Here is a 16,537-nt window from a genome sequence, read left to right on the forward strand (position 1 = left end):
GTGGGTGCGCTGCGACGGTCGAGGCATGAACCCGATCACCTCACCGGACGCGCCCGCGACCGCCCCGGTCCCTGACAGTTCCCTTTCGGTCTTTCTCAGTGCGGCGCTCCGGCGGCCACGGATCGTCGGCGGAGTGGCGCCCAGTTCGCGGGAACTGACCGAGGTCCTCGCTTCCGTCGTGCCCAGCAGGGGTGAACCCACCGTCGTCGAGCTCGGCCCGGGCACCGGTGCCACGACCTCGACGATCGCGCGCAGGCTTCCCGAGAGCGGCAGGCAGCTCGCCGTCGAGATCGACCCGGTGATGGCGGCACATCTCGCGAACTCCTATCCAGGGGTCACCGTGCTCCAGGGCGACGCCGCCGAGCTCGGCGCTCTGCTCGCACGCGAGGGACAGGACACCGCCGACGCGATCGTGAGCGGGCTGCCCTGGTCGCTGTTCCCGGGGCACGTGCAACGGGCCGTGCTGAGGCAGGTGTGTTCGGCGCTGACCCCGGCCGGTGCGTTCAGCACGTTCGCCTACCGGCACGCGGCGCGCCTTGAGGGAGCCCGCCGGTTCAGGGGACTGCTCGACGAGTACTTCGACGAGGTCGTCGTGACCAGGACCGTGTGGCGCAACCTCCCTCCTGCCAGGGTGTTCGTGTGCCGCAGGCCGCGATCGTTCGCTTCCGCTCGTCATGGTTGACCTGCTCGGCTGGTTGCGGGCCCTTCCCCAGCCGTTGCTGCTGCTCGCCGTCGCCGCGACCATCGTCGCCGAGGCGGGGTTGCTGATCGGCGTCTTTCTGCCCGGCGCCAGCGCGGCCATCGCGCTCGGCGTCATCGCGCGAGCGGGAACGGTCAACCCGGCACTCGCGGCAGGCACGGTCGCACTCGCCGCCGTCGCTGGCACCCACTTCGCCTACCTGCGGGGCAGGGCGGGAGCGCTGCCCACTCCCCGGCGGCTCGCCGGGCCAAGGGAACACGCGGTCCGGTTGCTGCGCCGCTCCGGTCCGCTGGCCCTGTGCTTCGCGCAGTGGCTGGTCGCGGTCAGGACGCTCACCCCGAGGCTGGCCGGTTTCGCGGGGCTCGGCTACCGGCGGTTCGCGATGGCGAGCGTGCCCTCGGGCCTGACGTGGGGCGTCGTGCTGACCACGCTCGGTCACCTCGCGGCCGGTGCCTACGAGTCGTTGACCCAGGTTTTCGGATTCGGCGCCGCCGGTGTCGTCGCGGTACTCGCCCTCGCCTGGTTGCTCGCGCGCCGCACCGTGTCCGCGCGGACGACGCGGCGAGACCGGAGTGACCCCGGCGGGCAGACCTCGGAGTGCGTGGCAGGCCCCGCGTAAGCTTTCCAGCCGAAAGGCCGTTCGCGGCACGAAGCCGACCGGGAACGGAGCACAGGAGCTGGTGGCCACGCGCGACGACGACGCCTTCGTATTGCCGCTGGCCGAGGTACGCCACGGACTGCGGGCCGATTGCGGGCGCTGCTTCGCGTTGTGCTGCGCCGCGCTGCCGTTCACGGCCTCAAGCGACTTCGCCTTCGACAAGCCGGCCGGTGTGGCCTGTGGGCATCTCGGTGAGGATTTCGGCTGCACGATTCACGCTTCGCTGCGGGAGCGGGGATTCGCGGGCTGCGTGGTCTTCGACTGTTTCGGCGCCGGACAGCACGTCGCACAGCACACCTACGGCGGGACGGACTGGCGCCAGGCACCGGAAACCGCGCGGGACATGTTCGAGGTCTTCCCGGTCGTGCGGGTACTGCACGAACTGCTCTGGTACCTGACCGAGGCCGAGGCACTGCCCTCGGCGCGGTCCATGCGAGCCCAGCTGGCCGCCGCCGTCACCGAGACCGAACGCCTCGCCAGGCTCAGCCCGCCCGAGCTGCTGGCACTGGACGTGGAGGCTCATCGGGCGAACGGCAACGCGTTGCTGGTGAAGGCAAGCGAACTCGCGCGAGCGGCGGTACCCGGCAGGGCCGACCATCGGGGCGCGGACCTCATCGGCAAGAACCTGGCCGGTGCCGATCTTTCCGGCGCGAGCCTGCGCGGAGCCCAGCTCGTCGGTGCCGACCTGCGCGGAGCGAAGCTCAGGCTCGCGGACCTCACCGGCGCCGACACGCGTGGCGCCGACCTCAGCGGTGCTCAGCTTGAGCACGGCCTCTTCCTGACGCGGCCACAGCTCACCGCCGCGCGCGGTGACGCGGCGACGACGTTGCCGCCTTGGCTGGAGCGCCCTTCGCACTGGGCTTGAGTCCTGAGCCGCGCGCTCACGCCGAGCGGGCGCTAGCGTCGGAGCGGGAGGGAAACATGACGATCGACACCGAGCCGCGTTTGTACGAGGTCAGGATCGGCGGATTCGGCGACGACGAGGGCGCGCTCGCCCTGACCGAACCCATCGCGAGACTGCTATGCCCCGACGAATGGCACGAGGGCCCCTGCGAAGTGCCGTGGGGATTCAGTCTGGCCGGTACCGATGGCGCCGAACTCGTCGTCGGGATCTACACGACGGAAAGCACGGCGGCCGAGATCCTCGCGCGAGTGCGCGCGCTCGCCGGACCAGACCACCCCTCGGCCCTCACCACTGGCGATCCGGGGTTGTTCCCCGACGTGATCACCCAGTACGAGATCGAGCACGGCACCGCGCCACAGTGATCGCCGTCGCAACGCACGCGGGGCCATGTCCGATACCTTGCTTGGTCGGGCCGGTGCTTTTCCGCACGGATCGGCCGGTCCGGGCAGCAGACGACATCCGGGCAGCAGGCGCGGAAGGCCGAGTGAGGAGCGCGCGTTCTTGTTCACGACCAGACCGACCCTGCAAGGCACCCACGGGATGGCTGCCAGTACCCACTGGCTCGCCTCCGCCACGGCGATGGCAGTGCTGGAGGACGACGGCAACGCCTTCGACGCGGCCGTCGCGGCGGGGTTCGTACTCCAGGTCGTCGAACCGCACCTCAACGGGCCTGCCGGTGAGGTGCCGATCATCTTCGCGCCAAAGGGCGGAAAACCCACCGTGCTGTGCGGCCAGGGCCCCGCTCCCGCCGGCGCGACCATCGAGCACTACACGTCGCTCGGCCTCGACCTCGTGCCTGGCACGGGACCGCTGGCCGCGGCCGTGCCGGGCGCCTTCGACGCGTGGCTGCTGCTGTTGCGCGACCACGGCACCAAACGCCTCGCCGAAGTGCTGTCCTACGCCATCGGTTACGCCGCCAAGGGCCACCCCGCCGTCGACCGCGTCGGCGCCACCGTCGAAACCGTGCGGGAGTTGTTCGAAACCGAATGGCCCACCTCGGCCGAGGTGTACCTGCGGGAAGGCGGCGCACCGAAGCCGGGCGCGCTGCTGCGCAACCCCGCGCTCGCCGAAACCTGGCGGCGGGTCATCAGGGAGGCCGAGGCGGCCGGTCCCGGAAGGGAAACCCAGATCGACGCGGCACGGCGCGTCTGGCGGGAAGGTTTCATCGCCGAAGAACTCGCCGCCGCCTCGGCGAAGCCCACGATGGACACGTCGGGACAACGGCACGCGGGCACCCTCACCGCACAGGACATCGCCACGTTCTCCGCGACCTACGAAGACCCCGTCGGCTTCGAATGGAACGGCTGGACCGTGTGCAAGGTGGGTGCGTGGAGCCAGGGGCCCGCGTTCCTGCAACAACTCGCGCTGCTGCCGGACGAACTCGACTACGGCAGCCCCGGCTACGTGCACACCCTGATCGAAGGCGCCAAGCTCGCCATGGCCGACAGGGAGGCGTGGTATGGCGACACTCCCGACGTGCCGCTGACGGACTTGCTCTCGGCTGAGTACAACGCGGAACGCAGAAAGCTGATCGGCGAGCGAGCATCGTGGGAACTGCGGCCGGGCAGTCCAGGCGGCCGTGAGCCGGTGCTCGGCAAGTACGCGCTGGGCACGGCCGACGTGCCGCTCGCGGCCGGCTCCGGTGAGCCGACGGTCGCCAAGGACGGCGCCACCCGCGGCGACACCTGCCACGTCGACGTCGTCGACCGGCACGGCAACATGGTGGCAGCCACCCCGAGCGGAGGCTGGCTGCACTCCAACCCGGTGGTGCCCGCGCTCGGTTTCCCGCTCGGAACCCGGTTGCAGATGACGTGGCTCGAACATGGACTGCCCAACGCGCTCACTCCCGGCCGCAGGCCGAGGACGACGCTCACCCCGTCGCTTGCGCTGCGCGGCGGGCAGCCCGTCATGGCCTTCGGCACGCCGGGCGGTGATCAGCAGGACCAGTGGAGCCTGCACTTCTTCCTCGCCGTCGCGTTGCGGGAATCCGTGCGCTCCGGGCTCGACCTCCAGGGCGCGATCGATGCCCCCAACTGGCACAACGAGAGCTTCACCGGCTCGTTCTATCCGAGGGCGATGCGGCCTGGCAGCGTGACGATCGAGTCGAGGATCGGCGAGCGGGTGCTCGGCGAGCTGCGGCGAAGGGGACACGACGTGACGGTGGGGGAGCCGTGGTCGGAAGGCCGCCTGTGCGCGGTCGCCAGGGATCCCGAAACCGGGGTGCTCTCCGCGGGGGCCAACCCGCGCGGCATGCAGGGGTACGCGGCGGGGCGGTGACCCCCGTGGTGGTGTGACCGGCGACGGGGGCTGTCGCGGTGTGGCGGTTCCGTTGGCGTCCCGAGTGCGGATCTCGATGTCCTGGGCGCGGAACTCGGTGTTCTGAGTGCGGATCTCGGCGTCGTCGGCCGGTCATGGATGGGTGGCCGCGGCCGGTACGGTCCCGGTGAACGTCGACCTGCTCACCACGGCGCGGGATTGCGCTCCGGCACCGGAAACCCGGTGCCAGACCTGCCGGTTGTCCCACCACACCACCGTTCCCGGCTCGCCGCGCAGCCGCACGCCGAAGCCGGGGTCCGCCGCGTGCGCGAACAGGAACCGCAGCAGTCCCGCGCTTTCGGCCCGCGTCCAGCCCTCGAACCTGGTGGTGTAGACCGGGTTGACGAACAACACGCCGCGGCCGGTGACCGGATGGCGCGTCACGACGGGGTGGACCGCCTCGGCTTCGTTGCCGGATTCCGCCCGGTGCACGGCCCGCAGCCCGCTCAGCGTCCGCCGCAGACCGGGCGAGAGGGCGTCGTGGGCCGCGGTCATGCTCTGCCACGACAGGTCGCAGGCGCTTGCCGTGCTGTGGACGCTGAGCAGGGTCGCTGCCGGCGGAGCCCGCTCATAGCTCGTCTCCACCCGCCAGCCGCGCGCGACGAGTTCCTCACTGGCTCGCCGCACGAGCGCGACGTCACCGATCCTCCTGCTGAGCGCTTCGTGCTGGGTGTGCGTGAGTCGTTGATCCCCGGCGACGAGGACACCGAAAGCGCTCAGCGCCGCCCTGAGCTTTTCGTAGCCGGCATCCGGTTGCGGCGCGGCGAGGTCGATCTCGCGGATCTGCGCGCCGATCGGGCCGCGCACGCCGTCGAGCGCGGTGATGGTCAGGCCCGCCGCCTTGGTCATTCGGTGTACCTCCCCGAGATCGACGCCGTCGAGGGCGGTGAAACCGTGACACAACCTAGCCGAGCGCGGGGCCGCCGGGTGCCGGGCGCGGCTCCGCGGGCAAGGTGGTCCGGTGCGAAGACAGCTCCGGCGCCGCGTCACCGTTTCGGCCGTCCTCGGTTGTGTCCTCGCGGCGTGCTCACCCGCTCCCGCCCCCGACAACGACGTACCTGGCCCCGCGTTTCCGGCTGGTGCGCCGTTCGACTATCAGCTCGGCGGCGGATATCGTCCGGCGCCAGCCGTGCGGCTGGTCGTGCGGGACAGCACGGCCGAGCCGGCGCCGAATGTCTACAACGTGTGCTACGTCAACGGTTTCCAGACCCAGCCCGCGCACCGGTCGCTGTGGCTTCGTGAGCATGCCGACCTGGTACTTCGGGACCGGCTCGGCGCACCGGTCGCCGATCCGGAATGGCCGGGCGAACTCGTGCTCGACACCTCGGGGGAGGACAAGCGGCAGCGCATCGCCACGGTGATCGGCGAGGTCATCGCGGGCTGCGCGCGAGCCGGTTTCGACGCCGTCGAACTGGACAACCTGGATTCCTTCACCCGCTCGGCAGGACGATTGAGCGCGGCTGACAACCTCGCGCTCGCCGCCGGTCTGGTGCGCACCGCACACGCCAACGGCCTGCTCGCCGGGCAGAAGAACGCCGCCGAGCTGAGCGACAGGGCACGCGAAGAAGCGGGGTTCGACTTCGCCGTCGCCGAGGAATGCCTCGCCTACCGGGAATGCGCCGCCTACACCGAGGTCTACGGCGACCGGGTGATCGACATCGAGTATCCGGACACCCTCGCGGAGCCGTTCGCCGAAGCGTGCGCGCGGGACGACGCCGTCGCGGCGACGATCCTGCGCGATCGCCCGCTACTGGCACCGGGAGAGCCGAACCACCGGTACGAGGCGTGCTGAACACTCCCATCCTTCGTCGGTATCCGACGAGGAATCAATCATGAAAGTCTTTTTCCGACCGCTGGTTCGCCGTGCCGGACTGGGGAGGAAACGTTCATGCGCAAGGCTTTTCGAACCCCGCTCGCCTCCGCGATCAGTGCCCTGCTCATCGTCGTGGGAGCTCCCGCCGCCGTCACCGCGACGGCGGCGGCCGACGAACTCGACGACTACTACCGGGACGCGCTCGGCAAAACGGGGCAGGAACTCAAGGACGCGCTCAACGACATCGTCAGCGGCCAGGACGTGCTGACCTACTCCGAGGTGTGGGAGGCACTGAAGGTCACCGACGAGGACCCGGCGAACGCCGCGAACGTGCTGCTGCTCTACACCGGCCGCTCACAAAGCAAGGACGGCAACGGCGGCGACGTTGGCGACTGGAACAGGGAACACGTATGGGCCAAGTCCCACGGCGACTTCGGCACAGCCCCCGGACCCGGCACCGATCTGCACCATCTGCGCCCCACCGACGTCCAGGTCAACAGCGCGCGCGGCAACAAGGACTTCGACGACGGTGGCGAGGAATTGGCCGACGCGCCAGGCAACTTCACCGACGACGACTCGTTCGAACCACGCGACGAGGTCAAGGGCGACGTGGCAAGGATGGTGCTGTACATGGCCGTCCGCTACGAGGGCGAGGACAGCTTCGCCGACCTGGAACCCAACGACGAGGTCGGCAACGGTTCCGCTCCTTACCACGGCAAAGTGTCCGTACTGCTGGAATGGCACCAACAGGACCCGCCGGACGCGGCGGAACAACGCCGCAACGACGTGATCCACGAGCAATTCCAGAACAACCGCAACCCGTTCATCGACCACCCGGAATGGGCGGCTTCCATCTACGGTTGACGCCCGCGCCGCTCTGGCCCACCGCGCCCGTCGGGGCCATGATGTTGCCGTGACGCAACCGCGCGGCAGGTGGGGTCTCGTCGGCTGGTACGCCCTGCTCGGCGCGGCCAACCAATTGCTGTGGCTGAGCTTCGCCTCGGTGACGACCGTCGCGGCGCGGCGCTACGAGGTCTCGGAGGAGGCCATCGGCAGGTTGGCCGAATTGTTCCCGCTGGTGTTCGTACTGCTGGCGTTGCCGGTCGGGGCACTGCTGGACCGGCTGCCGAGGGCCGCGCTCGCGGCAGGCGCGGTACTGACGGCGGCCGGTGGTCTCGTGCGGCTGATCGGCGACGACTACGGCATGTTGCTCGCCGGTGGCGTGCTCGCCGCGCTTGCCCAGCCGCTCGTGCTCTGCGCGGTGAACAAGGTCGCCTCGGGATACCTCGCTCCGGGACAACGACCACTGGGCATCGCCATCGGCACCGCGGGCACGTTCCTCGGCATGATCGCGGCGCTCGGACTGGGCGCCGTGTTCTCGACGGAGGGCGACATTCCCACGCTGGTGGTCATCGGCGCGGTGTGGTCGGTCGTCGCGGCGGCCGGGGTACTCGCGGGGCTGGTGACCAGGCCACCGTTCGCGGCGGAGCGCGCACCGCTGCCGTGGCGGGTCGCGCTGCGCCAAGCGGCGGCTGGACGGCGGATGCGCGCACTGTGCGGGGTCGTCTTCCTCGGTTTCGGGGTGTTCATCGCGCTGACGACGTGGTTGCAGGTGCTGCTGGAACCCGCTGGCGTCGGCGGTGAGGGCACCGGAACGATGCTGGTGACGATGCTGATCACCGGCCTCGTGGCTTCGGTGGTCCTGCCACCGGTGGTCGCCAGAACCGCGACGCACCGGCGGCTCGTGCGCACGGCCGGCATCGTCACCGCGCTCGCGTGCGTATCGCTCGCACTCGTTCCGGGGCTCGCGACCGGTTTTATCGCGCTCGTGCCGCTCGGTCTGGTGCTGCTGCCGGCCTTGCCGGTCGTGCTCGAACTGGCCGAGCACACCGACTACCGGGTCACCGCCTCCGCGGCGGGGCTCATCTGGCTGTCCGGCAACGCGGGCGGGGTCGTGCTGGCCTTCGCCGCAGGGGCGTTGCACGAGCGGCCAGGTGTGGTCTTCGCGGGGCTCGCCGTGGTCGCCGCGCTGGCGGTACCACTGGCCGCGTTGATCGGGTCCACCGGTGGCACGGCAACGGAACGGACGAACGGAGCGCGAACGTGACCGAAGAGGTGTGCCTGTGGACCGCGGTCGAACAGGCGGCGGCGATCCGCGACCGGAGGATCAGCGCGCGCGAACTCGTGCGCGCTCACCTCGATCGCATCGACCGGATCAACCCCGCCGTCAACGCGATCGTCACCGTGGTTGCCGACAAGGCCATGGACGCGGCGAAGGCGGCCGACGAGAAAACGACGCGCGGCGAACCCACCGGCCCGCTGCACGGGCTTCCGGTCGCTCACAAGGATCTGCACCTCACGGCGGGGATCCGCACGACGTTCGGCTCACCGTCGATGGCCGGTCACATACCCGACGTCGACGATCTCGTGGTGACCAGGCTGCGACATGCCGGTGCGATCACCATCGGCAAGACCAACACCCCGGAATTCGGCGCGGGGTCGCACACGTTCAACCCGGTTTTCGGCATCACCCGCAATCCCTACGACCTCGCCCGCACGGCGGGAGGCAGCAGCGGTGGCGCCGCCGCCGCGCTGGCCTGTGGACTGCACCCTGTCGCCGACGGAAGCGACATGGGCGGGTCGTTGCGCAACCCCGCCGCCTTCTGCAACGTCGTGGGACTGCGCCCGTCGCTTGGCAGGGTGCCGAGCTGGCCCTCGACGCTGCCGTGGTCGTCGCTGAGCGTGCAGGGGCCGATGGCGAGAACCGTCACCGACGTCGCGCTGACCCTGTCCGTGCTGGCGGGACCGGACGATCGCGATCCGGTGTCGCTGAGCGAAGCGGGCGCGGTGTTCGCCCGGCCGCCGGATCCTGACGTGCGCGGACTGAGGCTTGCCTGGTCGCCCGATCTCGGTGGCCTCGTCGACGTCGAGGACGAGGTGCTCGACGTTCTCGAACCGAGAATCCGCGTCTTCGAGCGGCTCGGCTGCACCCTCACCCGCGACTGTCCCGACTTCACCGGCGCCGACGAGGTGTTCCGCGTCCTGCGCGCGTGGCGGTTTCACCACGCCCACGGGCGACTGGCCGCCGAGTGCCCAGAGTTGGTGAAGGAGACCCTGCGCGACAACGCGGCCTATGGCGGCACACTGTCCGGTTCGGACCTCGCGCGAGCAGAGGAGCGCAGAACCGGACTGTTCCACCGGATGCGGGAGTTCTTCACCCGCTACGACGCGTTGCTGCTGCCGGTGACGCAAGTGCTGCCATTTCCCGTCGAATGGGAATATCCGTGTGAGGTCGCCGGTGTCGGCCAGCCGGATTACCTGTCCTGGATGCGATCCTGCTATTTCGTGTCCACAGTGGGCAATCCGGCGCTTTCGGTGCCATCCGGGTTCTCGGTTGGCGGTCTGCCGGTGGGGTTGCAGATCGTCGGGCCGCATCGCGGCGACCTCACCACGCTGAGAGTGGGGCGTGCGTTCGAAGTGGAGACCGAGTTCTGGCGCCACGCCCCGCCCCTAACGTGATGACCGCGCTGGCAGCGCCGAGGTTGCCGCGACAACCAGCGCGATGCCGACGAGTCCCGCGCTGACCCACAGTGGTGCCCGGTAGCCGAATCCGCCCGCGATCGCCGCTCCGCCCGCCCACGGGCCGATGGCGGCACCGACGTTGAACGCTGCCGTGGCGAAGGCGCCGCCGAGCTGGGGTGCCTCGGTCGCCGTGTAGAGCACCTTGGCGATGAGCGTCGAGCCGACGGCGAACGACAGCGTCCCCTGCACGAGGGTCAGCACGACCAGCACGACCAGGTGGTCGGCCAGCAGGGCGAACACCACCCAGCCTGCGGCCAGTGCCACCGCGCCACCCACCAGCAGCCGGACCGGATCTCCGTCGGCGAGCCTGCCGCTGATCGTGACGCCCGCGAACGAGCCGATCCCGAACAGCGCGAGCAGCACGGGAATCCAGCCGCTTCCCAGCCCGGCGACATCGGTGACGATCGGCGCGAGGTAGGTGAACGTGCAGAAGGTCGCGCCGTTGACCAGCGCTCCCAGCGCCAGTACGACCAGCAGCCTCGGCTCGCGGAGCGCTCGCAGTTCGCTGAGGGCGCCCTGGGACGGTTGCGGCTCGCCGGTCACCGAGCGCAGAACCGCGACCAGCGCGGGCAGGGAGATCAGCACGACGGCCCAGAACGCCGAACGCCAGCCCCAGAGCTGACCGAGCACGGCACCCGCCGGTACGCCGACGACGCAGGCGAGAGTGACCCCGCCGAGCAGAACGGCGGTGGCCCGGCCTTTCGCGGTCGGAGCCACGATGCTGGTGGCGGTCGCCAGAGCAACGGCGAGGAAACCGGCGTTGGCAAGCGCTCCGACGACGCGAGTCACGAGCAGCAGTGCGAAGTCGGTGGTCAGCGCGCCGACGACGTGCACGGCGAGGAACGTGCCCAGGAAGATCAGCAACGCGCGTCGGCGCGGCCAGCGCAGGCTCACGACGGCCATCAACGGGGCGCCGACGATCATCCCCACGGCGAAGGCCGAGGTCAGTGAGCCCGCGGCGGGGATGGACACCGCGAGATCACGAGCGATGCCGGGGACGAGCCCCGACAACATGAACTCCGAGGTGCCCTGTGCGAACACCGCGAGTCCCAGCAGGTACAGCGCGAACGGCATGACGAGACTCCAGAATCATCGGGAAGGCAAGCGGCATCGACCGCGCCCGACCGGCCACAAAGGACGGTTCGGTGCGGTACTGCCGGGAGGAAGCACCATCGCGGCGGGAGGAGATCACGCGGCGATGGGGGAGAGCCCTTGCTTCGATGTGCCGATGGCATGACCGGCCGCGGTGGCCCTCATGGGCGCGCGGTCAGGTTCGCGGTCGTTCTCGCGGTAGCCACCGGTGCACACCGGTGGCTAGCGTCTGGACGCCTCGGGGCTCGACATGCGCCGGAGCCTAACGGCACGAGGAGAAGCCCGTCCAGCCGATAACGCCGAACTGTTCGCGGGCCTCCGGGGTGGTCGGCCCGCGTCACGAGCTGTCCGGATTCTGAACACCCGGCCGCACCGGTTCCCACTTACCGTCGAGTTCAGGTGACCGGCGATCGAGGAGGCACGACATGTCCAGGCTGCGGTTCGGGGTGTTCCTGGCTCCCTTCCATCCCGCAGGCGAGAACCCGACCCTTGCCCTGCAACGGGATCTCCGGCTCGTGAGCCATCTCGACGACCTTGGCTACGACGAGGCGTGGATCGGGGAGCATCACTCGGCGGGCAGCGAGATCATCGCCTCGCCGGAGATCTTCATCGCCGCGGCAGCCGAGCGCACGAAGCGGATCAAACTCGGGACGGGAGTGACCTCGGTCAGCTACCACAACCCGCTGTGGGTCGCGGACAGAATGGTGCTGCTCGATCATCTGACAAGAGGCCGCAGCATGCTGGGTCTCGGGCCGGGTTCGCTGCCGACCGACTCGGCCATGATCGGGCTCGATCCGACCGACACGCGCGAACTGCTGGACGTCAACCTGGACATCATCATGCGGTTGCTCGCCGGCGAGACGGTGACCGAGCGGACCAAGACCCACAACCTGGTCGAAGCCAGGCTCCAGTTGCGGCCCTACACCGAACCGTGCTTCGACATCGCGGTCGCCGCCGTCGCCTCACCGACGGGGCCTCGTCTGGCCGGCCGCCACGGTATCGGGCTGCTCTCGATCGGCGCGACGCTGACCAAGGAGGGGTTCGACGCGCTGGCCCATCACTGGAACGTCGTCACCGAGCGGGCCGCGCACTTCGGCAGGGAGGAGCCGGATCGCTCCGGCTGGCGCCTCGTCGGGCTCATGCATGTCGCCGAGACCCGCGAGCAGGCTTATCGCGACGTCGAGCACGGGATCGAGCAGTGGTTCCGCTACTTCCAGAAGGTCGCGGCGTTCCCGCAGATGGCTGTCGAGGGCGGCGATCTCAGGGAGATGATCGACTACGTCAACGAGGCGGGTATCGGCGCGATCGGGACGCCTGAGGATGCCAGGGCTCAGGTGCAGCGGTTGCGTGAGCAGTCGGGCGGGTTCGGCGCCATGTTGATGCTCAGCCATGAGTGGGCGAATCCCGAGGCGACGCGCCGCTCGTACGAACTCATCGCCCAGCACGTGATGCCGAATTTCCAGGGTGGGCCGACGACACACGCGGAGTCGACGCTTCGCGCGAAGCGGGACGCCTCGGACACCAGGGCCGGGCACGCGCAAGCACAGGTCGCCGCCGTCGACCACATGACGGAGAAGTACGCGAAGGAAGTCGCCGACAGCCGCTGACACATCGCCCGCGAGTCCCCCGTCCAGGACACCGAGATCCGCACTCGGGCCGTCGAGATCCGCGTCCAGGACGACGAGACCCGCGTTCACGCCAGCGGGACGGTCGCGCCACCACACCGCGACCGCGGCACCCGCCTAGGAAACCCTGCCCCGGCTAGGCTGCGTGGTGGAGCACCGACCCGCGAAAGGCGATCCACCTTGCCCACCTCGCCTGCCTCGTCAGAGCAACCGCAACAGCCCGTCGCGCCTCGGAGCGGCCCGCCGTTTCCGGCGATCGACTACAAGGCGCGCTTGCACCGGCTGCGTGAACTGGCCGAACTCGACGACAGCACGGCGGTGTACGTGGCCGACCTGACCGACATCCGTTATCTCTGCGGGTTCGCGGGCAGCGCGGGTGTGCTGCTGGTGCGGGCGGAGTCGGCGGCGCTGGTGGCCGATGGCAGGTACCAGGAGCTGGCGAGGGAGGCGACGGCCGAGGCGGGCGTCGACGTGGTGCCGATCGTGGCTCGCCGCGGCGACGAGGCCATCGCGGGCGCCTTGCCGGGCATCACCCGGCTGCTGATCGACCCTCGGCAGATCACCCTCGACCGCCACGACGAGCTGGCGAAGGCGCTGCCAGGAGTCGAACTCGCCAAAGCGCGCGGTCTGCCCGAGCGGTTGCGGCTGGTCAAGGACGATGCCGAGATCGCGAGGATCGGTGCGGCTGCCAGGATCGCGCAGGAAGCGTTCTTCGCCGCCGTGCCACTGCTGGCCGAGCGGCCGACCGAGCTGGAATTCGCCACGGAGCTGGAAACACGGATCAAGGGACTGGGGGCCGAGGGCATCGCGTTCCCGAGCATCGTCGCCTCCGGGGAGAACAGTTCCAAGCCGCACGCCCATCCCGGAGCGAGGGTGATCGGCGAAGGGGAGCCGGTGATCATCGACTTCGGGGCTCTCGTGGATGGCTACCACTCCGACATCACTCGCACGGTGTGGGTCGGCGAGCCCTCTGCCAGATTCCGGCCGATCATCGCCGCGGCCAACGACGCCTACGCCAGCGGGGTCGGGGCCATCCGCGACGGGGTGACGCACGCGGCGATCGACAAGGCATGCAGGGACGCGATGATCCGTCACGGGTTCACGGAGCCGCCGCTGCATCCTTCCGGGCACAACGTGGGCCTCGCGATTCACGAACGCCCCTACCTCAGTGAGGACTCCGGCGAACCGGTGCGCGCCGGATACGTGGTGACCGTGGAGCCCGGCGTCTACGTGCCCGGTGTCGGCGGCGCGAGGGTCGAGGACACGATTCTGGTCGGTGAGGACGGGCCCGTGGTTCTCTCGGCCGAAGAGCCCGCGCGGCCGGTGCGGGGAATCGGCGGGCTGCTCGCGCCGTGAGCGGTACCTAGCCCGCGTCTGCTCCGGCGCTCGACTGGTCGTGATCGGCTTTGGCCCTGTTCGCGGCTTCCCTCATCTCGATGAGTTCGGTCAGCCAGTCGCCGGTTTCGCGGGCGATGTCGCGCACGGCACCGGTGACGATGGTCGCGATGTTGCCCACGTGCGTCGCCGCCGATTCGGTCAGCACCTGCACCGTGTCCTTGCCGCTTTCGAACTGACCCACCATGTCGCCCGCCCTATGCCGCTTCGAGGTTCCGGTCGCCATTGAGGGTAGTCGGCCGCCGTGTTCCGCCGCTGCCCCCGCCGGGCAGTGCCAATGTGACGATCTTCTTCGCGACGGAGAACAGTTGCTTGTGCAGGGGCCCGGTGTTGTAGGGGAGCCCGTACTTCGCGCAGATCGCCTTGACCTCGCCTGCGATCTTCGGATACCGGCGAGCGGGGATGTCGGGAAAGAGGTGGTGTTCGATCTGGTGTGACAGGTTGCCGGACAGAATGTGGAAGAGCGGGCCACCGGTGATGTTGGCCGAGCCGAGAATCTGCCGCAGGTACCACTGTCCTCTGGTCTCGTTCTCCGTTTCGGCTTCGGAGAAGCTTTCCACGTCGGCCGGAAAGTGGCCGCAGAAGATGATGGCGAAGGCCCACAGGTTGCGGGCGACGTTCGCCGAGGCGTTGCCGAGCAGGGTCAGCGGCGCCAGTGGGCCGGTCAGCAGCGGGAACAGCACGTAGTCCTTGCCGACCTGGCGCCCCGCCTTGCGCAGCATCCTCGCCCGGACCTCGGCGAACTCCGACCATTTGCGCTCACCCTTGACGATCCGGTCGAATTCGAGGTCGTGCAGCATGACGCCCCACTGGAAGATGAACGCGAGCACGGTGGCGTAGAGCGGATTGCCCAGATAGTACGGGTGCCACGGCTGGGCGGGGTCGATGCGCAGGATGCCGTAGCCGACGTCGCGGTCCTTGTCGACGATGTTGGTGTAGGTGTGGTGAATGTAGTTGTGGGAGTGCCGCCAGTTCGCCGAAGGCGCCACGGTGTCCCACTCGAAGCGCTGGGAGCTCAGCGCGGGATCCTTGGTCCAGTCGTACTGGCCGTGCATGACGTTGTGGCCGATCTCCATGTTGTCGAGAATCTTCGACAACGACAATGCGGTGACACCGGCCAGCCACGCGGGCGGGAAGAATCCGGCGAACAGCAACGCCCTTCCGGTGACCTCAAGGCCACGCTGGGTCTTGATGACCCTGGTGATGTAGTCGACGTCCTCCTTGCCGAGGTCGGCCAGGACGCGCAGGCGCAGCGCGTCCAGTTCCCTGCCGAATTCCTCGACCTGGCCGGGGGTGAGCCGGTCCTGTAGTCCGGTCATGACAACTCCTGGAAGTCGGTTTCTAGCAGTCGATCTCGACGTCGCCGAGTGGAACGGAGACGCAGAGCTGGATGTCCTGGTCGGTCTCGGAACAGGTGCTTCCGGTCTTCACGTTGCGCACCGTTCCCCGGGTTTTCCTTTGTGTGCAGGAATAACAGATCCCCATCCGGCAGCCGTGGTCGAGGGAAAGCCCTGCCGCTTCCGCCTGGTCGAGCAGCGGGAGACCGGAGTTCCCGGTTTCCGTGCCCGTTCGCGCGAACCGCACTCGGCCGTCCACAGTGGTCCCTTCGGCTGGGAGAGCCGGGGCGGTCGCGGTGAACTGCTCGGTGTGCACCTGTTCACTCGCGCCGTCGGCCGCGTAGATCTCGCCGACCGCCGTCATCAGGGGCGGGGGCCCGCAGACGTAGACTGCCGCCTCCCGATACCACGGCGCGGCGAGCGCGAGGTGCTCCCTAGTGCAGTGCCCGCGCAGGTCGCCGCCCGTCGCCCTCGGATGCCCCCTGAGGAAGCGGGCGCCGCAGCGCCGCGCGAGAGCGGACAGTTCGGCGAGGCCGGGGATGTCGGCGGGGCCGTTCGCGTAGTGCACGAAGGCGACTTCGCCGTGGTGTGCCTCGTCGGCGAGTGTGCGCAGCATCGACAGTACCGGTGTTATCCCGCTGCCCCCGCTGATGAGCAGCAGTTTCTCCGGCCGGGGTCGCGGCAGCGTGAAATCCCCTTCCGCTGGGGAAAGGCCGACGACGACACCGGGTTTCGCGGTGCGGAAGAGGTGGCCGGAGACGAGTCCGTCACTGTGGGCTTTGACGGTGAGTTCGAACGTGCCCTCGCGGTGCTGTGACGTGCAGGGGGAGTAGCACCGGGTGCGCCGGACGCCGTCGATGTCGACCGAAAGCCGCACGTGCTGGCCCGCGGTGAATCCGCGCCAGGCGGCGCTCGGCCTCAGCTCGATGGTGACGGTGTCGGAGGTTTGCCTGCGCACCCTGGTGACGACACCCCTGACCTCGTGCCGCACCAGCATCGGATTGAGCAGTTCGAGGTAGCGGTCGGCGCCATGCGGGGTGAGCAGAGCGCCGGCGAGCGCCGTGAGCTTTCCCATCGGGAACCTTCCGATAGTGAACGAGTGTGCACTCAATAAT

General features: G+C 69.4%; 16 protein-coding genes. 11 read left to right on the forward strand and 5 right to left on the reverse strand.

Annotated features, from left to right (window positions below):
* Positions 1-25: 25 nt before the first annotated feature.
* The 5 genes from BAY61_RS15580 (at position 26) to BAY61_RS15600 (ending at position 4,539) form a co-directional block, all read left to right on the forward strand.
* Entirely contained in the window at positions 26-682 is a 657-nt protein-coding gene (locus BAY61_RS15580; RefSeq protein WP_091804394.1) for a class I SAM-dependent methyltransferase, read from the forward strand.
* On the forward strand, positions 675-1,319 hold the full coding sequence (locus tag BAY61_RS15585) for a DedA family protein (protein WP_091804397.1): 645 nt from the start codon (positions 675-677) through the stop codon (positions 1,317-1,319). Before BAY61_RS15580 ends, BAY61_RS15585 begins: the two co-directional genes overlap by 8 nt.
* A gap of 61 nt (positions 1,320-1,380) precedes the next feature.
* Positions 1,381-2,223, forward strand: coding sequence for a pentapeptide repeat-containing protein (locus tag BAY61_RS15590; RefSeq protein ID WP_245866134.1), 843 nt, complete (start codon positions 1,381-1,383; stop codon positions 2,221-2,223).
* 56 nt (positions 2,224-2,279) lie between these two features.
* Positions 2,280-2,624, forward strand: coding sequence for a hypothetical protein (locus BAY61_RS15595; RefSeq protein ID WP_091804400.1), 345 nt, complete (start codon positions 2,280-2,282; stop codon positions 2,622-2,624).
* 139 nt (positions 2,625-2,763) lie between these two features.
* Positions 2,764-4,539, forward strand: coding sequence for a gamma-glutamyltransferase family protein (locus BAY61_RS15600; protein WP_091804404.1), 1,776 nt, complete (start codon positions 2,764-2,766; stop codon positions 4,537-4,539).
* A gap of 132 nt (positions 4,540-4,671) precedes the next feature.
* Here the strand turns inward: BAY61_RS15600 and BAY61_RS15605 are convergent, their stop codons facing one another.
* Positions 4,672-5,427 carry a TauD/TfdA dioxygenase family protein gene (locus BAY61_RS15605; protein ID WP_091804407.1) on the reverse strand — a complete coding sequence of 252 codons (756 nt, stop codon included), beginning with the start codon at positions 5,425-5,427 and terminating at the stop codon, positions 4,672-4,674.
* A gap of 112 nt (positions 5,428-5,539) precedes the next feature.
* Between BAY61_RS15605 and BAY61_RS15610 the strand changes: the two genes are divergently transcribed.
* The 4 genes from BAY61_RS15610 to BAY61_RS15625 all read left to right on the forward strand — a co-directional run bounded on the left by BAY61_RS15610 (position 5,540) and on the right by BAY61_RS15625 (position 9,910).
* Positions 5,540-6,370, forward strand: coding sequence for an endo alpha-1,4 polygalactosaminidase (locus BAY61_RS15610; RefSeq protein ID WP_091804410.1), 831 nt, complete (start codon positions 5,540-5,542; stop codon positions 6,368-6,370).
* 96 nt (positions 6,371-6,466) lie between these two features.
* Positions 6,467-7,255 (forward strand): endonuclease I family protein, encoded by a 789-nt coding sequence (locus tag BAY61_RS15615; protein WP_091804413.1) that lies wholly within the window; start codon positions 6,467-6,469, stop codon positions 7,253-7,255.
* Between the two features lie 49 nt (positions 7,256-7,304).
* Positions 7,305-8,498 (forward strand): MFS transporter, encoded by a 1,194-nt coding sequence (locus BAY61_RS15620; protein ID WP_110057702.1) that lies wholly within the window; start codon positions 7,305-7,307, stop codon positions 8,496-8,498.
* Entirely contained in the window at positions 8,495-9,910 is a 1,416-nt protein-coding gene (locus BAY61_RS15625) for an amidase (protein ID WP_091804419.1), read from the forward strand. Before BAY61_RS15620 ends, BAY61_RS15625 begins: the two co-directional genes overlap by 4 nt.
* Here the strand turns inward: BAY61_RS15625 and BAY61_RS15630 are convergent.
* On the reverse strand, positions 9,902-11,047 hold the full coding sequence (locus BAY61_RS15630; protein WP_091804422.1) for a Cmx/CmrA family chloramphenicol efflux MFS transporter: 1,146 nt from the start codon (positions 11,045-11,047) through the stop codon (positions 9,902-9,904). The genes BAY61_RS15625 and BAY61_RS15630 overlap by 9 nt on opposite strands.
* Positions 11,048-11,490: 443 nt before the next feature.
* On the opposite strand from BAY61_RS15630, the gene BAY61_RS15635 reads away from it, so the two are divergent.
* Both BAY61_RS15635 and BAY61_RS15640 read left to right on the forward strand, forming a co-directional pair.
* Positions 11,491-12,672 (forward strand): LLM class flavin-dependent oxidoreductase, encoded by a 1,182-nt coding sequence (locus tag BAY61_RS15635; RefSeq protein WP_091804425.1) that lies wholly within the window; start codon positions 11,491-11,493, stop codon positions 12,670-12,672.
* Positions 12,673-12,870: 198 nt separating this feature from the next.
* Positions 12,871-14,046 (forward strand): aminopeptidase P family protein, encoded by a 1,176-nt coding sequence (locus tag BAY61_RS15640; RefSeq protein WP_091804429.1) that lies wholly within the window; start codon positions 12,871-12,873, stop codon positions 14,044-14,046.
* A gap of 7 nt (positions 14,047-14,053) precedes the next feature.
* On the opposite strand, the gene BAY61_RS15645 is transcribed toward BAY61_RS15640, so the two are convergent.
* From BAY61_RS15645 to BAY61_RS15655, 3 genes are read right to left on the reverse strand one after another with little or no spacing between them, the layout of a single operon-like run.
* On the reverse strand, positions 14,054-14,272 hold the full coding sequence (locus BAY61_RS15645; protein WP_091804433.1) for a hypothetical protein: 219 nt from the start codon (positions 14,270-14,272) through the stop codon (positions 14,054-14,056).
* Positions 14,273-14,282: 10 nt separating this feature from the next.
* Positions 14,283-15,404: a fatty acid desaturase family protein gene (locus BAY61_RS15650; RefSeq protein ID WP_091804436.1), complete on the reverse strand. Its 1,122-nt coding sequence runs from the start codon at positions 15,402-15,404 to the stop codon at positions 14,283-14,285.
* Positions 15,405-15,426: 22 nt separating this feature from the next.
* Positions 15,427-16,497 carry a ferredoxin reductase gene (locus tag BAY61_RS15655; protein ID WP_091804439.1) on the reverse strand — a complete coding sequence of 357 codons (1,071 nt, stop codon included), beginning with the start codon at positions 16,495-16,497 and terminating at the stop codon, positions 15,427-15,429.
* Between the last annotated feature and the right edge of the window lie 40 nt (positions 16,498-16,537).

The organism is Prauserella marina (genome assembly GCF_002240355.1).
Classification (GTDB): Bacteria; Actinomycetota; Actinomycetes; order Mycobacteriales; family Pseudonocardiaceae; genus Prauserella_A; species Prauserella_A marina.

Bases quoted from the DNA above. Each gene is read 5' to 3' on its own strand.
- BAY61_RS15655 (WP_091804439.1), bottom strand. From the start codon at position 16,497: ATGGGAAAGCTCACGGCGCTCGCCGGCGCTCTGCTCACCCCGCATGGC.
- BAY61_RS15595 (WP_091804400.1), top strand. From the start codon at position 2,280: ATGACGATCGACACCGAGCCGCGTTTGTACGAGGTCAGGATCGGCGGA.
- BAY61_RS15650 (WP_091804436.1), bottom strand. From the start codon at position 15,404: ATGACCGGACTACAGGACCGGCTCACCCCCGGCCAGGTCGAGGAATTC.
- BAY61_RS15635 (WP_091804425.1), top strand. From the start codon at position 11,491: ATGTCCAGGCTGCGGTTCGGGGTGTTCCTGGCTCCCTTCCATCCCGCA.
- BAY61_RS15585 (WP_091804397.1), top strand. From the start codon at position 675: ATGGTTGACCTGCTCGGCTGGTTGCGGGCCCTTCCCCAGCCGTTGCTG.
- BAY61_RS15605 (WP_091804407.1), bottom strand. From the start codon at position 5,427: ATGACCAAGGCGGCGGGCCTGACCATCACCGCGCTCGACGGCGTGCGC.
- BAY61_RS15630 (WP_091804422.1), bottom strand. From the start codon at position 11,047: ATGCCGTTCGCGCTGTACCTGCTGGGACTCGCGGTGTTCGCACAGGGC.
- BAY61_RS15645 (WP_091804433.1), bottom strand. From the start codon at position 14,272: ATGGTGGGTCAGTTCGAAAGCGGCAAGGACACGGTGCAGGTGCTGACC.
- BAY61_RS15580 (WP_091804394.1), top strand. From the start codon at position 26: ATGAACCCGATCACCTCACCGGACGCGCCCGCGACCGCCCCGGTCCCT.
- BAY61_RS15615 (WP_091804413.1), top strand. From the start codon at position 6,467: ATGCGCAAGGCTTTTCGAACCCCGCTCGCCTCCGCGATCAGTGCCCTG.